The 20,243-nt window shown below is 69.2% G+C and carries 16 protein-coding genes and 1 pseudogene; 11 read left to right on the forward strand and 6 right to left on the reverse strand.

Annotated elements, in window-relative coordinates; all coding sequences use genetic code 11:
* Nucleotides 1-270 precede the first annotated feature (270 nt).
* Nucleotides 271-1,701: an FAD-binding oxidoreductase gene (locus V7Q42_RS11965; RefSeq protein ID WP_333824304.1), complete on the reverse strand. Its 1,431-nt coding sequence runs from the start codon at nt 1,699-1,701 to the stop codon at nt 271-273.
* Between the two features lie 145 nt (nt 1,702-1,846).
* Between V7Q42_RS11965 and V7Q42_RS11970 the strand changes: the two genes are divergently transcribed.
* Nucleotides 1,847-2,227 (forward strand): hypothetical protein, encoded by a 381-nt coding sequence (locus tag V7Q42_RS11970; RefSeq protein ID WP_333824305.1) that lies wholly within the window; start codon nt 1,847-1,849, stop codon nt 2,225-2,227.
* Between the two features lie 19 nt (nt 2,228-2,246).
* Here the strand turns inward: V7Q42_RS11970 and V7Q42_RS11975 are convergent, their stop codons facing one another.
* From V7Q42_RS11975 to V7Q42_RS11990, 4 genes are read right to left on the reverse strand one after another with little or no spacing between them, the layout of a single operon-like run.
* Nucleotides 2,247-5,351 carry an efflux RND transporter permease subunit gene (locus V7Q42_RS11975; RefSeq protein ID WP_333824306.1) on the reverse strand — a complete coding sequence of 1,035 codons (3,105 nt, stop codon included), beginning with the start codon at nt 5,349-5,351 and terminating at the stop codon, nt 2,247-2,249.
* Nucleotides 5,348-8,482 (reverse strand): efflux RND transporter permease subunit, encoded by a 3,135-nt coding sequence (locus tag V7Q42_RS11980; RefSeq protein ID WP_333824307.1) that lies wholly within the window; start codon nt 8,480-8,482, stop codon nt 5,348-5,350. The genes V7Q42_RS11975 and V7Q42_RS11980 overlap by 4 nt, the downstream gene beginning before the upstream one ends.
* A complete protein-coding gene (locus tag V7Q42_RS11985; RefSeq protein ID WP_333824308.1) occupies nt 8,479-9,912 on the reverse strand; it encodes an efflux RND transporter periplasmic adaptor subunit in 1,434 nt (477 codons plus the stop codon). The genes V7Q42_RS11980 and V7Q42_RS11985 overlap by 4 nt, the downstream gene beginning before the upstream one ends.
* A gap of 2 nt (nt 9,913-9,914) precedes the next feature.
* Nucleotides 9,915-11,414: an efflux transporter outer membrane subunit gene (locus tag V7Q42_RS11990; protein ID WP_333824309.1), complete on the reverse strand. Its 1,500-nt coding sequence runs from the start codon at nt 11,412-11,414 to the stop codon at nt 9,915-9,917.
* 583 nt (nt 11,415-11,997) lie between these two features.
* Here V7Q42_RS11990 and acs point away from each other — a divergent pair.
* The 10 genes from acs to V7Q42_RS12040 all read left to right on the forward strand — a co-directional run bounded on the left by acs (nt 11,998) and on the right by V7Q42_RS12040 (nt 19,309).
* Nucleotides 11,998-13,938 carry an acetate--CoA ligase gene (gene acs / locus V7Q42_RS11995; RefSeq protein ID WP_333824310.1) on the forward strand — a complete coding sequence of 647 codons (1,941 nt, stop codon included), beginning with the start codon at nt 11,998-12,000 and terminating at the stop codon, nt 13,936-13,938.
* 215 nt (nt 13,939-14,153) lie between these two features.
* A complete protein-coding gene (locus V7Q42_RS12000) occupies nt 14,154-14,669 on the forward strand; it encodes a L,D-transpeptidase (protein WP_333824311.1) in 516 nt (171 codons plus the stop codon).
* A gap of 302 nt (nt 14,670-14,971) precedes the next feature.
* Nucleotides 14,972-15,325, forward strand: coding sequence for a c-type cytochrome (locus tag V7Q42_RS12005; protein ID WP_333824312.1), 354 nt, complete (start codon nt 14,972-14,974; stop codon nt 15,323-15,325).
* Between the two features lie 82 nt (nt 15,326-15,407).
* Nucleotides 15,408-15,680 (forward strand): hypothetical protein, encoded by a 273-nt coding sequence (locus V7Q42_RS12010; protein ID WP_333824313.1) that lies wholly within the window; start codon nt 15,408-15,410, stop codon nt 15,678-15,680.
* Nucleotides 15,681-15,684: 4 nt separating this feature from the next.
* Nucleotides 15,685-16,407, forward strand: coding sequence for a ferredoxin (locus tag V7Q42_RS12015; protein WP_333824314.1), 723 nt, complete (start codon nt 15,685-15,687; stop codon nt 16,405-16,407).
* Complete coding sequence (locus V7Q42_RS12020; RefSeq protein WP_333824315.1) at nt 16,404-16,853, forward strand: metallopeptidase family protein; 450 nt, start codon at nt 16,404-16,406, stop codon at nt 16,851-16,853. The genes V7Q42_RS12015 and V7Q42_RS12020 overlap by 4 nt, the downstream gene beginning before the upstream one ends.
* Nucleotides 16,854-16,858: 5 nt before the next feature.
* The gene (locus V7Q42_RS12025) at nt 16,859-17,455 is read left to right on the forward strand and encodes an SH3 domain-containing protein (RefSeq protein ID WP_333824316.1); all 597 of its coding nucleotides are present in this window, start codon (nt 16,859-16,861) and stop codon (nt 17,453-17,455) included.
* Between the two features lie 82 nt (nt 17,456-17,537).
* The gene (gene leuD, locus V7Q42_RS12030; protein ID WP_333824317.1) at nt 17,538-18,143 is read left to right on the forward strand and encodes a 3-isopropylmalate dehydratase small subunit; all 606 of its coding nucleotides are present in this window, start codon (nt 17,538-17,540) and stop codon (nt 18,141-18,143) included.
* Between the two features lie 126 nt (nt 18,144-18,269).
* Nucleotides 18,270-18,896 carry a LysE family translocator gene (locus tag V7Q42_RS12035; protein WP_333824318.1) on the forward strand — a complete coding sequence of 209 codons (627 nt, stop codon included), beginning with the start codon at nt 18,270-18,272 and terminating at the stop codon, nt 18,894-18,896.
* A 20-nt stretch (nt 18,897-18,916) separates the two neighbouring features.
* Nucleotides 18,917-19,309 (forward strand): RidA family protein, encoded by a 393-nt coding sequence (locus tag V7Q42_RS12040; RefSeq protein WP_333824319.1) that lies wholly within the window; start codon nt 18,917-18,919, stop codon nt 19,307-19,309.
* Between the two features lie 150 nt (nt 19,310-19,459).
* Here V7Q42_RS12040 and tam read toward each other — a convergent pair.
* Nucleotides 19,460-20,232 (reverse strand): annotated as a pseudogene (gene tam / locus V7Q42_RS12045) (trans-aconitate 2-methyltransferase).
* Nucleotides 20,233-20,243 lie beyond the last annotated feature (11 nt).

Below are 20,243 nucleotides of genomic sequence, written 5' to 3' on the forward strand. Positions count from 1 at the left end.
CACGCCGGCGATCAAGTGGCGTTTCGGCGCGCCCGGCGCGGAACAACATCTTGAAAAGAAAAAAGGCCGCCTTGCGGCGGCCCAAGTCTAGGGAGGAAACGCCCAAGGAGGGCAGTGAGGCGGCCGGGAAGGCCGCGTCACGAGGTGAAATCTAATGCTTCCTTTTCGGCACTGCAATATGCTGTATACCGCGTGACAGCATTGCAAAAATGCATGGCTTGCGACGTCTTCCCACCCCCGCGGCACCCTGCCACGGGGCGCGACGATCGATCACAACACCTTGCCGGGATTGAGGATGCCCTTGGGATCGAGGCTCGCCTTGATCGCCCGCATGGTGGCCAGCGCCACCGGGTCCTTCACCTCGGCGAGCGCATGTCTCTTCAACTTGCCGATGCCGTGCTCCGCCGACACCGACCCGCCGTGCGCCAGCACCACCGCGTGCACCCGGTCGTTGAGCTCGTCCCATTTGGCGAGGTAGTCCGCCTTGTCGGCCCCCACCGGCTGGGAGAAGTTGAAGTGGATGTTGCCGTCGCCGAGATGGCCGAACGGCACCGGCCGGATCCCGGGGATGAAGGCCTCGGCCACGCGGATACCCTCCTCGATCACCGTCGGCACCGCGGCGATCGGCACCGAGACGTCGTGTTTGATCGACCCGCCCTCGATGCCCTGCACCTCCGACATGCCCTCGCGCATCCGCCACAGCCCGGCGCGCTGATCGAGCGAACCGGCGATCACCGCGTCGTCGACTTCGCCGACCTCCATCGCCTCGCCGAGCATCGCCTCGAAGGCCTCGTCGACCCCGCCCTCGGCTGCCGAGGAGACCTCGATCAGCACGTACCAGGGATGCCGATCGGCGATCGGGTCGCGCGCACCTGGAAGGTGCTTGACCACCAGATCGATGCCGAAGCGCGGCATCAGCTCGAACCCGGTGAGCGCCGAACCGAAGGTCGCCTTGGCCCGGCCGAGCAGCGCCACCGCGGCTCGCGGCGAGGCGAGAGCCACGAAGGCGGTCGACTGCGCCTTCGGCCGCGGCCAAAGCTTCAAGACCGCCGCGGTGATGATGCCGAGCGTGCCCTCCGAACCCATGAACAGGTGCTTCAGGTCATAGCCGGTATTGTCCTTGCGCAGCTTGCCGAGGCCGTTCAACACTCGCCCGTCGGCCAGCACCACCTCGAGCCCGAGCACCAGATCGCGGGCGTTGCCATAGGCGATCACCTGGGTTCCGCCCGCATTGGTCGCAAGGTTTCCACCGATCGTACAGGAGCCTTCCGCCGCCAGCGACAACGGGAACAGCCGATCGACCGCTTCCGCCGCCTCCTGGACCGCCAGAAGCGTCACGCCGGCCTCCACCGTCATCGTGTCGGTGATCGGATCGACCTCGCGCACCCGATCGAGTCGCTTCAGCGAAAGGACGATCTCGTCACCCGCCTCCGACGGCGTCTGGCCGCCGACGAGACCGGTGTTGCCGCCCTGCGGCACGATCTTGAGGCCGTGTTCGTTGGCCAGCCGCAGCACCGCCGCGACTTCCGCCGTCGTCTTCGGCCTGACCACCGCCGGGGTGGCGCCGTGATAGAGGCCGCGCAGCTCGACGAGATGCGGCTCGACGTCGAACGGATCGGTCAGCACGTCGGTCGGCCCGACGATGGCGCGCAGGCGGTCGAGGAGTTCGGGAAGGGGCAACGGCAGGACGGGAGCGGTCATCGGGGCACTCGGAGAAAGAGGTCGTGGCCCTAGATAGGGCCGAGACACCATCCCCGGCAACCCGACGGAACGATCGTCTTGAAGTCGCCCGAGGAGCGTCGTAATCCGCGACCGACCGCCCCCACCCCGCCGAGAGGTCGGACCGATGCCGAACACCCTGTCGCGATGGTCCGCCGCCGCCGCCCGCCTCTCGCTCGCCACGCGTTTCCGCCTCGCCGGGATCGCCGTCGCGATAGTCGGGCTCGCCTGGGCGGCCTGGATCCGTCTGACCGTCGCCGAGACACCGGTGCGGGCGATCCCCTTCGACCGGCTGAAGGTCGAGGAGCGTCAACTGGAGGTCATCGGCGGCAAGTTCGCCGTCGAGGCGGCGCGCCTCACCCGGTGGTTCGACGGCCTCTGGGTCGGCCGCGACCTCGCCACCACTCTGGCGGTCCTGAGCGTCGCCGGCGCCCTGATCCTGTTCTGGCTGGCGCGGATCGCCGCGATCGAACCGGTCGATGACGAAGACCCGCGCGATCGACGCTAGGCCGGAACGCACCGACCTCTCACTCCGCCGCCATCGCCGCCGCGCCGGGCGCCTCCGCCACCCCGCGCCGACGCCGGACCCATGCCGCCAGCCGGTCCATCAGCAGGTAGATCGCCGGCGTGGTGTAGAGGGTCAGCACCTGCGACACGACCAGGCCGCCGACGATGGTGACGCCGAGCGGCCGGCGCATCTCCGCCCCTGCCCCGCAGGCGAGTACCAGCGGCAGCGCTCCGAGGAGGGCGGCGAGCGTCGTCATCAGGATCGGCCGAAAGCGTTCGACCGCCGCGGTGCGCACCGCCTCGACCGTCGACATCCCCGTGTCGCGCCTCGCCATCAGGGCGAAGTCGACGAGCAGGATGCCGTTCTTCTTGACGATGCCGATCAAGAGGATGATGCCGATGATGCCGACCAGATCGAGCTGCATGCCGAAGGCCTGGAGGGCGATCAGCGCCCCGAGCCCCGCCGGCGGCAGGGTCGAGATGATGGTCAGCGGGTGGATCAGGCTCTCGTAGAGCACGCCGAGGATGACGTAGACGGCGAACAGCGCCGTCGCCACCAGGATCCAGGTGTTGCCCGCCGACTTGGAGAATTCCTTGGCATCGCCGGCGAATTCGGTGTGGAGTGTATCAGGCGGATGCAACTCGTCGACCGTGGCGCGCACCTTGCCGATCGCCTCCTCGAGGGTGACGCCCGGCGCCACGTCGAAGGTCACCGTCACCGCCGGGAACTGCCCCTGGTGATTGACCGCCAGCGGCGCGGTCTTGCGCTCGATGCGGGCGACGGCGGCGAGCGGCACCTGCCGCCCCCCGGACGCATTGACCCACAGACCCTCGATGTCGGAAGGGTCGCGGGCGTGCCGCCCCTCGACCTCGAGCACCACGCGGTACTGGTTGCGCGGGCTGTGGATCACCGAGATCAACCGCTGCGCATAGGCGTCGGCGAGCGCCGCGTCGATGTCGCGGATGCCCACCCCGAGCCGCGACGCCGCCATCCGGTCGATCACCACCTCGGCCTGGAGGCCGGCGGTCATGCGGTCGCTCGACACGTCGACGATCTCGGGCAGCTTCTTCAGCGCCTCGACGATCTTCGGCGTCCAGGCCACCAGCTCGCCGAAATCCGGGTCCCACAGCGTGAACTGATAGGGCGACTTGCCGATGCGGCCGCCGACGTGGAGGTCCTGCATCGGGCTCATGTAGATACGGATGCCGGGCACCGCGGTCAGCGACTTCCTCAGCCGCGCGATCACCGTGCGCGACGGCTCGCCGCCCTCCTTCACCGTCTTCAGCGCCAGGAACATGCGGCCGTTGTTGACCGCCCCCATGCCGCTGCCGACCGACGAGGCGACGCCCTTGACCATCGGATCGGCCAGCACGATGGCGATCGCCCGCTTCTGCAGGTCGACCATCGCCGGGAACGAGACGTCGGGCGCCGCTTCCGCGTAGCCGAAGACCAGGCTGGTGTCGTCCTGCGGCACGAAGCCTTTCGGCACCACCATGTAGAGCCACACTGTCGCCGCCACCGTGGCGCTCGCCAGCACCGCCATCGACCACGGATGGGCGAGGGTGAAGCCGAGCGACCGCCCGTAGAGCTTCGCGACCTTCGTCACCGCCCGATCCGTCGCCGCTTCCGCCCGGGTCGGCGGGCCGCCGCGGATGAACCGGCCGCAGATCATCGGCGTGACGCTCAACGACACCACCGTCGACACCAGGATGGCGAAGGTCATGGTGAAGGAGAATTCGGCGAAGAACTTGCCGATCATCCCGGAGGTGAACATCAGCGGGATGAAGGCGGCGATCAGCGACAGACCGATCGCCACCACGGTGAAGGCGATCTGCCGCGCCCCCGCCAGCGCCGCGGCGAGCGGCGTCGCCCCGGCGACGCGGCGGCGATGGATGTTCTCGATCATCACGATGGCGTCGTCGACGACGAAACCGACGGCGATGGTCAGCGCCATCAAGGACAGATTGTCGATCGAGAAGCCGGCCACCCACATCGCCGCGAAGGTGCCGGCGAGCGACAGCGGCACGGTGATGCCGGCGGCGATGGTCGGTGTCAGGCGTCCGAGGAAGGCGATCACCACCATCATCACCAGGGCGATGGCGACGAACAGCGTGTTGCGCGTGTCGGCGACGCCGGCGCGGATGGTCACCGTGCGGTCGTTGACCACCGAGAACTTCAACTCCGCCGGGATCCAGCGTTGCAACTCGGGGATCAGCGCCTTCACCCGGTCGACCGTGTCGATGACGTTGGCGTCGGCCTGTTTGGTGAGGTTGAGGATCACCGCCGGCTTGTCGTTGTACCAACCGGCGGCGCGAGTGTTGCGCACACCGGAGACGACGGTGGCGACGTCCTTCACCCGCACGATCGCCCCGCCGACCGCTTTGACGACGATCTGTTCGTAGTCCTCCGGCCGCGTCAGCCGATCGTCGGTGGAGAGCGTCTCGACGATCTCGCCGCCCTGGATCTGGCCGAGCGCCCCGCGCACGTTGGCATTGGCGATCGCTTTCCTGAGATCGTCGAGACCGATGTTGGCCGCCGCCAACCGTGCCGGATCGGCCCTGACCCGGATCGCCGGCTGTTCACCGCCGGTCACCGTGACGTCGGCGACGCCCTCCACCTGAGAGAGACGCTGGACGATCACCGTGTCGGCGATGTCGTAGATCTCGGCGACCGACAGCGTGTCGGAGGTCAGCGCCAGGATCAGCACCGGCATCCCCGCCGGGTTGAACTTGCGCAAGGCGGGTGCGGTCGTCAGGTCGCTCGGCAGATCGCTCGCCGCCGCGTTGATCGCCGCCTGCACGTCGCGCGCCGCCCCGTCGATCTTGCGCGACGGGTCGAACTGCACGGTGATGCTGGTCGCCCCGAGCAGCGAATACGAGGTGATCTCGCTCACCCCGGCGATCGTCCCGAGATGGCGCTCGAGCGGCGCCGCGACGCTCGCCGCCATGGTCTCGGGATCCGCCCCCGGCCGGTTGGCCGAGACGCGGATGGTGGGGAAGTCGACCGACGGCAGGCTCGCCACCGGCAGTTGGAAATAGGCGACCATCCCGGCCAGGAACAGCCCGACGGCGAGCAGGATGGTCCCCACCGGACGGCGGATGAACGGGCCGGAGATGTCGATCATTCGACCGCCTCCTCCGTCGCATCGACCCCGTCGTCGATCGCCCGCTTGCCGCCGCCGCGCAGCCGCGCCGCCGCCCGCTCGATGGCGAGATAGACGACCGGCGTTGTGTAGAGCGTGAGGAGCTGGGAGAGCAGCAGCCCGCCGACGATGGTGACGCCGAGCGGAATGCGCAGCTCCGAGCCCGGCCCGTGGGCGAGCGCCAGCGGCACCGCGCCGAGAAGGGCGGCGAGCGTCGTCATCATGATCGGCCGGAAACGCCTGAGGCACGCCTCGACGATCGCCTCGTGCGGACCGAGGCCACGCACCCGTTCGGCGACGATGGCGAAGTCGATCATCATGATGGCGTTCTTCTTGACGATGCCCATCAGCAGCACGATGCCGATCAGCGCGACGATCGACAACTGGTGACCGGTGAGCGAGAGCGCGATCAACGCCCCGACGCCGGCCGACGGCAGCGTCGTCAGGATGGTGAAAGGATGGGCGAAGCTCTCGTAGAGCACACCCAGCACCACGTAGATGGTGACGATCGCCGCCAGGATCAGCCACGGCTGCGAGGCGAGCGAGCGGGCGAACTCCGCCGCGTCGGCGTCCGGCTCGCCGATCACCGCGTCGGAGATGCCGATCTCGTCGCGCACCTCCTCGATCGCCGCCAGCGCCTGTTCGAGCGACACGCCGTCCGCCGTGTCGAAGGACAGCGTCGCCGCCGGGAACTGGTCCGACCGCGTCACCGACAGCGGCGCCGTCTGACGCGTGATGCGGGCGAACGAGGAGAGCGGCACCGGCACGCCGCCGCTTCCGGTGACGTGCAACCGCCCCATCGCCGAGACGTCGCGCGCCTGCGCCGGATCGGCCTCGAGGATCACCCGGTACTGGTTCGACTGGGCGTAGATGGTCGAGATCTGCCGCTGGGCGAAGGCGTTCGCCAACATGTCGTCGATCGCCTGCACCGTGACGCCGTAGAGGCCGGCGCGGTCGCGATCGATCTCGATGTGGGCGCGAAGCCCGCCTTCCTGGTTCTCCAGCGCCACGTGGCGGAACTCGGGTCGAGCGGCGAGCGCCCGCGCCAACGCCTGACCGCTCTCGGAAATCATCGGACCGTCGGTCCCGGTCAGCGTATACTGGTACTGCGACCGCGAGGTGCGGGTGCCGATGCGCACATCCTGCACCGGCTGGACGTAGACCGTCGCCCCCGGCACCGCAGCACCGAGCCGGCGCAATCGATCGGCGATCTCCTCGGCCCGCGCGCTCCGCGTCTCGCGCGGTTTCAGATCGACCGTCATCCGCGCCGTGTTGCCGGTGGCGTTGAGCGAACCGACGCCGAGCACCGAGACGACGCCGCCGACGTCCGGGTCGCTGGCGAAGGCCGCCGCCACCCGATCCTGCAGCCGCACCATCTCGGCGAAGGAGGACTGCGGCGCCCCTTCCAGCACCACCGAGACGAGGCCGGTGTCCTGATTGGGCAGGAAGCCCTTCGGCGCCACCACGTAGAGCCAGCCGGTGAGCCCGAGCGTCGCCACCGTGATCACCAGCACCAGCCCCTGGCGGTCGAGCGCCCAGCCGAGCGAGCGCTCGTAGCCGCGCGCCATCGCCGTGATCGGCCACTCGAAGACGGCGAAGAGCCGCCCGACGAAGCTCTTCGGATCGTGGCTCTCGTGTCCCTTCAGCAGCCGTCCGCACATCATCGGCGTCAGCGTCAGCGACACCACCGCCGAGACGATGACCGCGATCGAAAGCGTCAGCGCGAACTCGCGGAACATCCGGCCGACGAGCCCGGTCATGAACAACAGCGGAATGAACACCGCGATCAGCGACAGGGTCAGCGAGATGACGGTGAAACCGATCTCCGCCGCACCCTCGCGCGCCGCTTCGAGCGGTCCGAGCCCACCCTCCTGCCGGCGTACGATGTTCTCGATCATCACGATCGCGTCGTCGACGACGAAGCCGGTGCCGATGGTCAGCGCCATCAGCGACAGATTGTCGAGACTGAAGCCGACCGCCCACATCGCCGCGAAGGTGGCGACGATCGACAGCGGAAGCGTGACGCCGGCGATGATCGTGGCGCGCACCGAGCGCAGGAAGATCAGCACCACCATCACCACCAGCGCCGCCGAGAGCACCAGCGTGAACTGCACCTCGGCGATCGAGGCGCGGATGATGTCGGTGCGGTCGTGGACGACCTCGAGCTTCACCCCCGCCGGCATCGACCGTTGCAGCCGCGGCACCTCGGCCATCAGTCGGCCGACGGTGTCGACGATGTTGGCGCCGGGTTGTTTCTGGACATCGAGGACGACCGCCGGATGGCCCTTGTACCAACCGCCGACGAAGGCGTCCTCCAGCCCCTCGACCGCGTCGGCGACGTCGCCGAGCAGCACCGGCACGCCGTTCTTCTTGGCCACCACCAGCCGGGTGAACCCCTCGACCGCGGAGATCTGATCGTTGGCGCCGATGGTGTAGGACTGCGTCGGCCCGTCGAGCGCCCCCTTCGATCCGGCGACGTTGCCGGCGACGATCGCCGTCCTCAGATCCTCGAGCCCGAGGCCGTAGGAGGCGAGCCGCGTCAGATCCGCCCTGACCCGGATCGCCGGGCGCACACCGCCGGCGAGCGACGCCCGGCCGACGCCGGAGACCTCGGAGAGACGCGGCGTGATCAGCGTATCGGCGAGATCGGAGAGGAGCCGCAGCGGCGCCGTGTCCGAGGAGAGCGCCAGGGTCAGGACCGGCGTGTCGGCCGGATTGACCTTCGAATAGACCGGCGGATAGGGCAGGCTCGTCGGCAGCGTCGATCCGGCCGCGTTGATCGCCGCCTGGACGTCCTGCGCCGCCGCGTCGATGTCGCGGTCGAGGGCGAACTGCAAAGTGACGCGGGAGAGGCCGTAGGAACTCTCCGAGGTCATCGACGTCAGCGACGGGATCTTGCCGAACTGCCGCTCGAGCGGCGCCGTGACGATGTCGGCGATGGTCTCGGGATTGGCGCCCGGCATCCGCGTCGTGATCTGCAGGGTCGGGAAGTCGACCTGCGGCAACGACGAGACCGGCAGTCGCAGGAAGCCCAACACGCCGACGATCAGGATCGCCGCCGCGATGAGCGACGTGGCGATCGGTCGGTCGATGAAGGGCCTGGAGACGCTCATGGCGCGGCGCCCGGTCGCGACCCTCCGGCACCGCCGGCCGCCGCGCCGCCCCCCTGGCCACCACTTTGGCCGCCCTGCGGCCGCCGCCGGCCTTCGCCGCCTCCCTGACCGCCACCACCCTGACCGCCACCACCCTGACCGCCGCCCCCCTGGCCGCGACGTTCACCCGCCGCCGGCTTCGCCGGTTCGGTCGCCGGAGCCGCGTCCTTGGCGGCCTCGCCGCCCTCCGCCGTCGGCTTGACCTTGGCGCCGTCGGTGAGACGGGTGAAGCCGGTGGTGACCACCTTCTCGCCGACGTCGACGCCGCCGGTGATCACCGCTCGATGCTCGTCCTGGCGACCGACACCGACCGGCCGCCGCTTCACCTTGTCCTCCTCGCCGAGGACATAGACGAAGGCCCCTTCGCTGCCGCGCTGCACCGCCGCCGTCGGCACCACCATGGCGCCTTTCAGCGTATCGACCAGGACGCGCACGTCGACGAACTGACCCGGCCACAGCCGCGTCGCCGCATTGGGCAGCGTCGCCTTGATCTTCACCGTACCGGTGGTGCTGTCGACCTGATTGTCGATGACCTCGATACGTCCGCGATCGAGCACCTCGCGCGGATCGCCGCCGATCACCTCGACCGGGACGGGACCGCGCGCCTGGGCCGCGAGCAACGTCGAAAGCTGCTGCTGCGGCAGGGTGAAGGTCACCGCGATCGGGTGGAGTTGGGCGATCGACACGATGCCGGCGGTGTCGGACGAGCGCACCAGCGTGCCGACGTCGACGGCGCGGATGCCGGTGCGGCCGGAGATCGGCGCCCGGATCGTCGTGTTGTCGAGGTTGAACTTCGCCGCGTCGATGATGCCCTGGTCGATCTTCAGCTGCGCCTCGAGTTTGGCGACGACGGCGCGCTGGGTATCGGCCTGCTGGCGCGACCCGGATTCCGATTGGGCGAGGCGGATGTAGCGATCGAGGTCGATGCGGGCGTTGCGCAGCTCCGCCTCGTCCTGCTCGCGCCGCGCCACCGCCTGATCGTAGACCGCCTGATAGCTCGCCGGGTCGATGCGGGCGAGGATCGTCCCCGCCTCGACGTCTTCGCCCTCGCGGAAGGCGATCTCGACGATCCGGCCCTCCACCTGGGCGCGGACCGTCACCGCCGCGAAGGCCTGCACCGTGCCGATGCCGTCGAACACCACCGGCACGTCCTGGCGCGCCACCGCCGCGACCACCACCGGCGTCGGCCCGTCCGCCAGCCCCATCGACCCGGAACGTCGCGAGCCGCCGGGACCACGGCCGCCGCCCGGTCCGGCGCCGGCGCCCGGACCGGCCGCGGTGTCCGATGTCGTACCACCCGGCACGAAGGGCAGCAGGCCCCTCTGCCAGGCGACGGCGCCGGCGATCGCCGCGGCGGCGAGAAGGAAGAAGAAGATCCGGGTCTTGCTCATCGTCATTCCGTTCCGCCGAGCACCATCGGCCCGGCCGCCACCGCCCGAACTTCGGCTTCGGACGCCTTCGTCCACCCGCCACCGAGTGCCGCCACCAGGCCGACCGAAGCGCGGAAGCGGGCGAGCCGCACCGCCACCAGCGTGTCCTCCGCCTGGAACAGCGTGCGCTGCGCATCGAGCACCGTGGTGATCGGGATCGTCCCCTCCGACAGCCGCTGCTCGGTGAGACGCTGCGCCTTGCGCGCCGCCGTCACCACCGCCGTCTGCAACGCCTCGCGCCGCCGATTCTGCTCGACCGCGACGAGCGCGTTCTCGACGTCGGCCAGCGCCTCGTGCACCGCCTTGCGATAGCCGGCGGCGAGTTCGGCGTGCTGCGCCCGGGTCAGCGCCAGCCGCCCCTCGCGCGCGCCGCCGTCGAAGATCGTCTCGGTGACGCTCGCCGCGATCGACCCGGCGAAGGCCTCGGGGCGCAGGAGATTCTTCAGGAACGCGCTGGAGAGCCCGGCCGACCCGGTCAGCCCCACCTCCGGCAGAAACGCCGCCCGCGCCGCCTCGACGTTGGCCGCCGCCGCCTCGAGCCGCAACTCCGCCGCCGCCACGTCCGGCCGGCGCACCAGGAGGCGCGACGGCAATCCCGGCGCCACCCGCGGCAGCCGCAGCCGATCGAGCCCGCCGCCGCGGATCGTCGCCGCCTCCGGCGCCCGCCCGGTCAACACCACCACGGCATTGCGGGTCTGGCGCAGGGTGATCTCGAGGTCGGGGATCGCCGCCCGCTGGGTGGCGAGCACGCCCTCCTGCTGGGCGAGATCGAGCGCCGTCACCGTGCCGACGTCGAACCGGCGCCGGATCGCCGCGAGCGTCCGCTCGGCGATGGCGACGTCTTCGCGCGCCAGTTTCAGGCGATCTTCCGCCGCCGCCGCCTGGAGATAGGTGTCGACCAGCGCCGTCGCCGTCGAGAGCCGCACCGCATCGAGATCGATGCGGGTCGCCGCGAGGCTCGCCTCGCTCGCCCGCACGCTCGCCCGTGTCCGCCCCCACAGGTCGACCTGCCACGACGCCCCGAGACCGAGCTGATGGGAATTGCCGACCCGCGACTTGAACGGCGGCGACGCACTCGACATCGTGCCCGGCGTCACCGAATGGGAGCTCTCGGCCGAACCCGAGACCGTCGGTGCCAGACCGGCGGCGGTCACGGTCAACTGGGCTTCCGCCTGATCGATCCGCGCCCGCGCCGCCGCGACGTCGAGATTGTCGAGATCGGCGGAGGCGACGAGACGGGAAAGCTCGGCCGAACCGAAGCCGGCGACCCAGTCACCGGTCATCTCGGCGGCCGAGGCCCGCGGCGCCTCGCGCCAGCGCGTCGGCATCTCGGCCTCGACGTCCGGCGCCCGCACCGCCTCGCCGCAACCGGCGAGCATCGCCGCCACCGCGAGGCCCGCCCCCAGGCGCAGCCACCGTCGTGATCGACCGGTCGTCGCGGAACCGAACTTTGCGCTGCGCATTCGCCGATCACCCCGGGGGTGGAGAGGTCGCAGGAGTGCGGCGCGATCGCCGGTGCTCCTCGCCCGCCGCCCCGCATCGGCCCTCGGGCGGCCGAACGGTTCGCGGAAACCGCCGGACGTTACCCGAGATCCCGATACACGGCCAAATGAATTTCCCTTCATCCGGCGCGCGTTCGATGCGCGCGGGCGCTCGCTCCGGCGCGATCTCCGGATACGCTCGAAGTCACTCGCCGCACCTTCACCTTTACGTCATGCCGATGACGTTCGCTGTGAAATGCAGATTACGCCCTTCGCAGGTGCGAGATGAATCGCCGGCGATCGTGTCGAACCGCCCTTCGCCGTCTCATCGGAACACCGGATTTTCTTCGCACCGCGGGTGTGTGACTTTCGTCGCCCTTCGTCGACAGGCTTACGACCAATGACAGCGGCCATCTCGACCAAAGTCTGTCGTGCCGCGTGTGGACGGCGGCGCCGGTTGTCGCATAATGCCCACCGAAAATTCCGGAGGCTCTCGCGCCACCTTCCCACGGAAGGAGGCACGGGGGGTGTTACCGGTGAGGGATCAGTACCGAGGGAGGAACTCATGTCCGACAGCGTTTATCCGGTTCCGGCGGAGGTCGCGGCCAACGCGCTCATCGACGATGCCAAGTACAAGGCGATGTACGAGCAGTCGGTGAAGGACCCGGAGGGCTTCTGGGGCGAGCACGCCAAGCGCATCGACTGGTCCAAGCCCTTCACCAAGGTGAAGAACACCAGCTACGATCCGCACAACGTGTCGATCAAGTGGTTCGAGGACGGCGAGCTCAACGTCTCCTACAACTGCGTCGACCGTCATGCCGCCGCCACCCCGGACAAGGTCGCCATCATCTGGGAAGGCGACAACCCGGCCGAGGACAAGAAGATCACCTACGGCGAGCTCAAGGACGAGGTGTCCAAGTTCGCCAACGTGCTCAAGGCGCACGGCGTCAAGAAGGGTGACCGCGTCACCATCTATCTGCCGATGATCCCGGAAGCGGCCTACGCCATGCTGGCCTGCGCCCGCGTCGGTGCCATCCACTCGATCGTCTTCGGCGGCTTCTCGCCGGACAGCCTCGCCGGCCGTATCGAAGACTGCGACTCGTCCGTCGTCATCTGCGCCGACGAGGGTCTGCGCGGCGGCCGCAAGGTCCCGCTCAAGGCCAACGTCGACGCAGCCGTCGCCAATCTGCCGGGCGTCAAGTCGGTCCTCGTCGTCCGCCGCACCGGTGGCGACGTCGCCATGGCCGCCGGCCGCGACTACTACTACGACGAGGAGGCCGCCAAGGTCTCCGCCGACTGCCCGCCGGAGCCGATGAACGCCGAAGATCCGCTGTTCATCCTCTACACCTCGGGTTCGACCGGCAAGCCGAAGGGCGTGCAGCACTGCACCGGCGGCTACCTCGTCTATGCCTCGATGACGCATCAGTACGTCTTCGACTATCACCCCGGTGAGATCTACTGGTGCACCGCGGACGTGGGTTGGGTCACCGGCCACAGCTACATCGTCTACGGTCCGCTCGCCAACGGCGCCACCTCGCTGATGTTCGAGGGCATCCCGACCTACCCGTCGGCCTCGCGCTTCTGGGACGTGGTCGACAAGCACCAGGTCAACATCTTCTACACCGCCCCGACCGCCATCCGCTCGCTGATGGGCGCCGGCGAGGAACTGGTGAAGAAGACCTCGCGCAAGTCGCTGCGCATCCTCGGTTCGGTCGGCGAGCCGATCAATCCGGAAGCCTGGATCTGGTACTACAACGTCGTCGGCGAGAAGCGCTGCCCGATCGTCGACACCTGGTGGCAGACCGAGACCGGCGGCATTCTGATCACGCCGCTGCCGGGCGCCACCCCCCTCAAGCCGGGTTCGGCCACCCGTCCGTTCTTCGGCGTGCAGCCGGCGGTCGTCGATGCCGAGGGCAAGATCCTCGAGGGCGCGACCGAAGGCAACCTCGTCATCACCGACTCGTGGCCGGGCCAGATGCGCACCGTCTACGGCGATCACGAGCGCTTCGTGCAGACCTACTTCTCGACCTACAAGGGCATGTACTTCACCGGTGACGGCTGCCGCCGCGACGCCGACGGCTACTACTGGATCACCGGCCGCGTCGACGACGTCATCAACGTCTCCGGTCACCGCATGGGCACGGCGGAAGTCGAGTCGGCGCTGGTCGCCCACCCGAAGGTCGCCGAGGCCGCGGTCGTCGGTTACCCGCACGACCTCAAGGGCCAGGGCATCTACGCCTACGTCACCCTGATGACCGGCGAGGAGCCGACCGAAGCGCTGCGCAAGGAGCTGGTGGCGTGGGTCCGCAAGGAGATCGGCCCGATCGCCTCGCCGGATCTCATCCAGTTCTCGCCGGGCCTGCCGAAGACCCGCTCGGGCAAGATCATGCGCCGCATCCTGCGCAAGATCGCCGAGGACTCGTTCGACAGCCTCGGCGACACCTCGACGCTGGCCGATCCGACCGTCGTCGACGACCTGATCGAGAACCGTCAGAACCGCCACTGAAGATGGCGCGACGGTCCCCCGTCACGGGGAGGAAAGAAGAGACCCCGGGGAGCGATCCCCGGGGTTTTTCGTTGCCCTATGATATTCGACAATAACCTCCCGTAAATCATCTTTATCAACTTGACGAAAACCACGTCTGCTCGCGATATCGCAAGCTTTCCGGTGCATCATCTCGCCCGATCGACAATTCCCATCGTCAGTCGGGAGTATCGTGCATGGGGAAACTGGGGAAATACGCCGCAGCCGCCGGGCTCGCCACGGCGGTCATGGCCATCGCCGGGCTCGGCCACGCCTCTGCCCGTGAGCTGGTGAGCGTCGACGGCGCCTTCCAGGCCGGCACCATCGTGGTCAAGACCTCCGAGCGCCGGCTCTATTACGTCCTCGGCGGTGGCCGAGCGATGCGCTACCCGGTCGCCGTCGGCAAGCCGGGCAAGGAGTGGGCGGGGTCCACCTACATCGCCCGCAAGGAGGTCAACCCGGTCTGGGGGCCGCCGGCCGAGGTCAAGCGCGACAAGCCGAGCCTGCCGGATCTGATCCCGCCGGGACCGCGCAATCCGCTCGGACCGCGCGCCATGGTGCTCGCCCACGGCCAATACGCCATCCACGGCACCAACAGGCGCGACTCGATCGGCACGCGGGCGAGCTACGGCTGCATCCGCATGTACAACGAGGACGTGGTCGAACTCTTCGAACGCGTCGGCGTCGGTACGCCGGTGGTGGTGTTGCGCTGAGACCGTCGGTCATCGGAAACGACCGAAGGACTTCCTTGCGCGAATTTCTCATGCCTCCGATGCAGATGAGAAATTCGCGTGTCTCGGAGGCCGGGCGTCTCGGCGCCTTCGGCCTCCGGTATGAGACCGTCACGTCGTGAAGACGTGTTCGCGGCCGGCCTTCGGGCCGGCCGTCGTCGTTTCGCCCGATCATCGCGCCATACTGCGACGGAACCGGTGATTTTCCCGTTCCGCCGCCCCGCCCCTCGGCCTATGATTCCGAAAGACGAAGCACCGAACGGGCCGAAAGAGAGGACAGCGACATGGACAGAGCGACACGATCGACGATCCGCGGCGCCGTTCTCGGCCTCGTCGCCGCGTGTGCCCTCGTCGCCCCGACGCTCGCCGCGCCGCCGGTGCCGGCGAACCCGGCCAACGGCAAACGCCTCTCCGAACGCTGGTGCGCCGCCTGCCACGTCGTCTCGGCCGAACAGACGCGCGCCTCCGCCGACGTGCCCACCTTCGAGGCGCTGGCCAACGCGCCGGGGAAGACGCCGGACGGCATCGCCGACTTCCTCACCCTTCCCGGCACCACCCATTCGAAGATGCCGGATCTGGCGCTGTCGCGCGTCGAGATCGACGACATCGCCGCCTACATCGCCACGCTGAAGAAGTGAGCCGACCGGCCGCCGCACCACGCTCCGCCACCCTTGCGCCGCGACCCGCCGCGACCCATGTTGGCGGCCAGAGAGGTGGGCCATGAACAGACGCGACGAGATCGAGGCCGAACGCAAGCGCGCGTCGGAGGACGCGCTCACCGGCGTGGTGCGCGACAGCGAAGCGATCGGCACCTCGGCCTTCGCCCGCATGGCCCGCCACACCGGCGAACGGCTGGAGGCCCATTTCGGCGGCGCCGACGCCGATCAGGACGACCGCGTCGAGGTCTGGGGCCGACGCATCGGTCGCGCCCTCGGCCTGTTCTTCGCTGCGGTGCTCGTCGTCCATCTCGTCCGCACCTACGTGATCGGCTGATCCCTTGCCGCCCCACCCGCCCCGACCCGAGGACCGCCGAACCCTGATCGAGACGGCGACCGCCGCGACCGGGCTCGCGCCGCGCGGCTGGATCGCCGTTTCGCCCGAAGACCGCCTGCCGACGCTCGGCCCCGGCCGACCGGCCCGCGCTCTCGTCCTCGTCGGCCGTCTCGGCCGCCGGGGCTGGCGCGACTTCGCCGCCTCGCCCGAGGCAGGCGATCGCCTGCCCGATCCGCTCGACCGTTGGTCGGCCCGCGTGATCGGCGATCTCGCCGCGGCCTTCGGCGGACATGCCCTCTTCCCCTTCGCCGGCCCCCCGTGGTGGCCGTTCCAGGATTGGGCGCGTCGCGCCGAGGGGCTCGCCCCCTCGCCGCTCGGCCTGCTGATCCATCCCGAATTCGGCCTCTGGCACGCCTATCGTGGCGCCCTCGCCTTCGCCGACGGTGTCGGTCCGATCGAGCCGCCGGCACCCGTCGCCGGCCCCTGCGAGAGCTGCGCCGGAAGGCCCTGCCTCACCACTTGTCCGGTCGACGCCTTCTCGCACGACGGCTACGACACGGCGCGCTGTCTCGCCCATCTCGAGAGCCCGCTCGGCGCGCTCTGCCGCACCGACGGCTGCCGCGCCCGCGACGCCTGTCCGGTCGGCCGCGGCAAGCGCTACGGTGACGACGAGATCCGTTTCCTGATGCGCGCCTTCCGCGCCGCCCATTTGAAGGACGTCCGATGACCCGCTCCGAGCCGATCGACTGGTCCCACGCCAAGGCGCCCGACCTCGACGCCTTCGAGGCGCTGGCGCATGCCGCCTATCGGGCGCTGCCGCCGGAGTTCCTCCACTTCACCGGCGACATCCTGATCGCCATCGCCGATTTCCCCGAGGACGAGGTCGTCGACGAGATGGAACTCGAAAGCGAGTTCGATCTGCTCGGCCTGTTCCACGGCACCGGCCTGCCGCATCGCGGCGCCGTGCCCCACACCGGGGCGATGCCCAACCGTATCCTGCTCTATCGCCGGCCGATCCTCGACTTCTGGGCCGAACACGACGAAACCCTCGGGGCCATCGTCACCCATGTGCTGATCCATGAGATCGGCCACCACTTCGGCTTCTCCGACGCCGACATGGAGGCGATCGAGCGCCTGGCCCGCGACCTCGATCGCGATGGTGAGGAAAGATGACGAGGATGACCGCGGCCCGCTCCCTGCCGATCCTCGCGACCCTCGCCGCGCTCGGCGCGACCGTGCCGTCGGTCGCCGCCGAGGTCGCGCCGCCGGCCGATCGGTGCGATTTCCGCGCCTGGTCGAAGGACCCGGACCCCGCCGGCCTCGACGTCCGCACCGCCCCGCGCGCCGACGCGACGGTGATCGCCCGCCTGCCGCCGCCCCGCGTCGTCGACGGCGAGAAACTCGCGGTCGAGTTCCATGTCCTCGGCGGCACCGGGGGCTGGTTGCTGATCGAAAAGGCCGAGTACGGCGACTACGGCACCGGCGCGAAGAAGGTCTTCTCCGGTCGCGGCTGGGTGGCCGCGAGCCTCGTCGACGTCGGCGTCCAGGACGAGAAGGTCCGCGTCGGCCCGACGACCGGCGCGTCGCTCGTCGACGAACCGCACCCCGCCGGCGACGGCAACGACGAGTTCCTTTCCCTCGGCCGCATTCTCGGCTGCCGCGACCACTGGATCGAGATGGAGGGCGAGTTCCGCGTCGAGCAGAAGAAGCCCGGCCGGCCGGTGCGCGGCTGGGTCACCGGTCTGTGCGGCAATCAGGTGACGACCTGCAACTGAAGCCGCCGCTCGTCCCCGAGAAGGGCTTTGTTCGAACGTGAAAACGCGCTAGAGACGCGGCAACGCATTTCGGAGATCTCTCATGGACAAGTTCACGACGCTGACCGGAGTGGCCGCGCCGTTGCCGATCGTCAACATCGACACGGACATGATCATCCCCAAGCAGTTCCTGAAGACGATCGAGCGCACCGGTCTCGCCCGCGGCCTGTTCTTCGAACTGCGCTTCGAGGAGGACGGCTCGGAGAAGCCGGGTTTCGTCCTCAACCAGCCGGCCTGGCGCAAGGCGCAGATCATCGTCGCCGGCGACAACTTCGGCTGCGGCTCGAGCCGTGAGCATGCCCCCTGGGCGCTGCTCGACTACGGTATCCGCTGCGTGATCTCGACGAGCTTCGCCGACATCTTCTACAACAACTGCTTCAAGAACGGCATTCTGCCGATCCGCGTGTCGCAGGAAGACCTCGACAAGCTGATGGACGACGCCAACCGCGGCTCCAACGCCACCCTGACGGTCGATCTCGCCGCTCAGGAAGTCCGTGGCCCGGACGGCGGCGTCGTGAAGTTCGACATCGACCCGTTCCGCAAGCACTGCCTGCTCGAGGGCCTCGACGACATCGGCCTGACCCTGCAGAAGGCCGACGACATCTCCGCCTTCGAAGCGAAGACCGCGGCTGCACGCCCCTGGGCCTGACGCGACCGCGCGCCCTTGGACTTGACGCGGTAGGCGGCCGGCAGGAAGATCCATCCCCGTCGGGAGGGGGCGGCGCGAGCCGTCCCCTTCGTCGTCTGCGGACCGCCGCGCCATCGGTGAACATCCATGAATCTCGACGTCTGGCCGATCTTCGTCCCTGCCGCCTTCGCCCTCAACATGTTCCCCGGGCCGAACAACGTGCTCGCCATGTCGAACGCGGCGCGTCACGGCTTTTCGACCGCGCTGATCGCTTCTTCGGGCCGCTTCCCACCCTTCGCGACCTTCGTGCTCGGCGCCGCCATCGGCCTCGGCGCGGTGCTCGCTACCTCCGCCGAACTCTTCTCCGCGCTGAAGATCCTCGGCGCGCTCTATCTCGTCTGGCTCGGTATCCAGATGATCCGAGCGAAGCCGGCCGACACGCCCGAGGTGCGAGCCGAGGGCACGCTCTCGATCCTGATCGCCCGCGAATTCTGGACGGCGGCGACCAATCCCAAGGCGATGCTGGTCTTCACCGCCTTCTTCGCCCCCTTCCTCGATCCCGCCCGCCCCACCTTCGGCCAGATCCTGGCGCTCGGCGCGGTGGCGCTGATGCTCGAACTGGTCGCCGTGGCGATCTACGCCTTCGCCGGCGCCCGCATCGGCCGCTTTTCCCGGTCGACGAACGCGCTCGTCTGGATCGACCGCGTCTCCGGCGGCGCGCTGATCGCCGCCGGCATCGCTCTCCTCTTCGCCCGCCGCCCGGCGAGCATCTGAACCGCGGAAAGGACATCGTCATGACCAAGCGTCGCCTGATCTCCACCGGCTCGCCCTTCGAAAAGGTCGCGGGCTACTCCCGCGCCGTGGTCCAGGGCGAATGGTGCTGGGTCTCCGGCACCACCGGCTACGACTACGCCGCCATGCAGATGCCCGAGAGCGTCGAGGCCCAGACCCGCAACGCCATGGCGACCATCACCAAGGCGTTGAACGACGGCGGCTTCCTCCTCGCCGACGTGGTGCGCGTCACCTACTACATCACCGACGCGGCGATGATGGACGTGGTCTTCCCCATCGTCGGCGAGTTCTTCGCCGACGTCCGCCCCGCCGCGACGATGATCGTCTGCGGTCTGGTCAAGCCCGAGATGAAGATCGAGATCGAAGTGACGGCGAAGCGGCCCGAGAAGGACTGAGGACCGATCGACGGAACGCCGCGAGCTGCCCCTCCTTCTCCCCTCGCGGGAGAAGGGAAGACGCCGGTTCACGCGTCTACCTGGACGCGTCGAGAGCGCTTCTGGCGACACCCGGAAAGCTCGGCCGGCCACGGACCCGCCGTCGAGGCTTCACCTCTTCACCGCGACGAAGAACAACCGCGGGAAGCGGAACATCACCCGGCCGTCGCGGCAGGCCGGATAGGCGGCGGCGATACGCGCGGTGTAACGGGCGAGATAGTCGGCCCTGAGCCCCTCGTCGAGCGGGTCGACGAAGGGCTTCAAGCCGGTCGAACGCACCATCTCGACGATCTTCTCGGGCCCCATGAGCGGGTGGACATAGGCCGTCCGCCACATGTCGACGGCGCTCGCGTGGGCGCCAGAACGTCCCACGTCGCCTCGTAGGAGAGCAGCTTCGTCCGCGCCCCCGCCGCATCCTTCAGCGCATCGGGGAACGGCGCCTCGGCCGCCACCGCCCGCATCGACGCATGGCTCGGCTCGTCGAGATTGTCGGGTATCTGCACGGCCAGCACCCCGCCGGGCTTCAGCCACCCCATCAGCCGCGGCAGCAACGTCGGATGATCGGGGATCCACTGCAACGTCGCATTGGAGAACACGAGATCGACCGGCGCGTCCGGCGTCCACGTCGCCCCGTCGGCGATCTCGTAACGCGCACCCGGCACCTTCGCCTGCGCCTCGGCGATCATCGCCGGCGAGGTGTCGATACCGAGCACTTGCGCCCCCGGCCAGCGCGCCAACAGCGGCGCCGTCGACGCCCCCGCCCCGCAGCCGAGATCGACGATCCGTTCCGGGCTCGCCAACGGCACGCGAGCCAGGAGATCATGGACGGGACGCGCCCGTTCGTCGGCGAAGCGGGCATAGAGTTCGGGGTTCCAGTCGGCCATCGGGGCGTCCT

The sequence above is a fragment of the Pinisolibacter sp. genome (assembly GCF_036782435.1).
Taxonomy (GTDB): Bacteria; Pseudomonadota; Alphaproteobacteria; order Rhizobiales; family Ancalomicrobiaceae; genus CALBKH01.

Bases quoted from the DNA above. Each gene is read 5' to 3' on its own strand.
- V7Q42_RS11965 (WP_333824304.1), bottom strand. From the start codon at position 1,701: ATGACCGCTCCCGTCCTGCCGTTGCCCCTTCCCGAACTCCTCGACCGC.
- V7Q42_RS11970 (WP_333824305.1), top strand. From the start codon at position 1,847: ATGCCGAACACCCTGTCGCGATGGTCCGCCGCCGCCGCCCGCCTCTCG.
- V7Q42_RS11975 (WP_333824306.1), bottom strand. From the start codon at position 5,351: ATGATCGACATCTCCGGCCCGTTCATCCGCCGTCCGGTGGGGACCATC.
- V7Q42_RS11980 (WP_333824307.1), bottom strand. From the start codon at position 8,482: ATGAGCGTCTCCAGGCCCTTCATCGACCGACCGATCGCCACGTCGCTC.
- V7Q42_RS11985 (WP_333824308.1), bottom strand. From the start codon at position 9,912: ATGAGCAAGACCCGGATCTTCTTCTTCCTTCTCGCCGCCGCGGCGATC.
- V7Q42_RS11990 (WP_333824309.1), bottom strand. From the start codon at position 11,414: ATGCGCAGCGCAAAGTTCGGTTCCGCGACGACCGGTCGATCACGACGG.
- acs (WP_333824310.1), top strand. From the start codon at position 11,998: ATGTCCGACAGCGTTTATCCGGTTCCGGCGGAGGTCGCGGCCAACGCG.
- V7Q42_RS12000 (WP_333824311.1), top strand. From the start codon at position 14,154: ATGGGGAAACTGGGGAAATACGCCGCAGCCGCCGGGCTCGCCACGGCG.
- V7Q42_RS12005 (WP_333824312.1), top strand. From the start codon at position 14,972: ATGGACAGAGCGACACGATCGACGATCCGCGGCGCCGTTCTCGGCCTC.
- V7Q42_RS12010 (WP_333824313.1), top strand. From the start codon at position 15,408: ATGAACAGACGCGACGAGATCGAGGCCGAACGCAAGCGCGCGTCGGAG.
- V7Q42_RS12020 (WP_333824315.1), top strand. From the start codon at position 16,404: ATGACCCGCTCCGAGCCGATCGACTGGTCCCACGCCAAGGCGCCCGAC.
- V7Q42_RS12025 (WP_333824316.1), top strand. From the start codon at position 16,859: ATGACCGCGGCCCGCTCCCTGCCGATCCTCGCGACCCTCGCCGCGCTC.
- leuD (WP_333824317.1), top strand. From the start codon at position 17,538: ATGGACAAGTTCACGACGCTGACCGGAGTGGCCGCGCCGTTGCCGATC.
- V7Q42_RS12035 (WP_333824318.1), top strand. From the start codon at position 18,270: ATGAATCTCGACGTCTGGCCGATCTTCGTCCCTGCCGCCTTCGCCCTC.
- V7Q42_RS12040 (WP_333824319.1), top strand. From the start codon at position 18,917: ATGACCAAGCGTCGCCTGATCTCCACCGGCTCGCCCTTCGAAAAGGTC.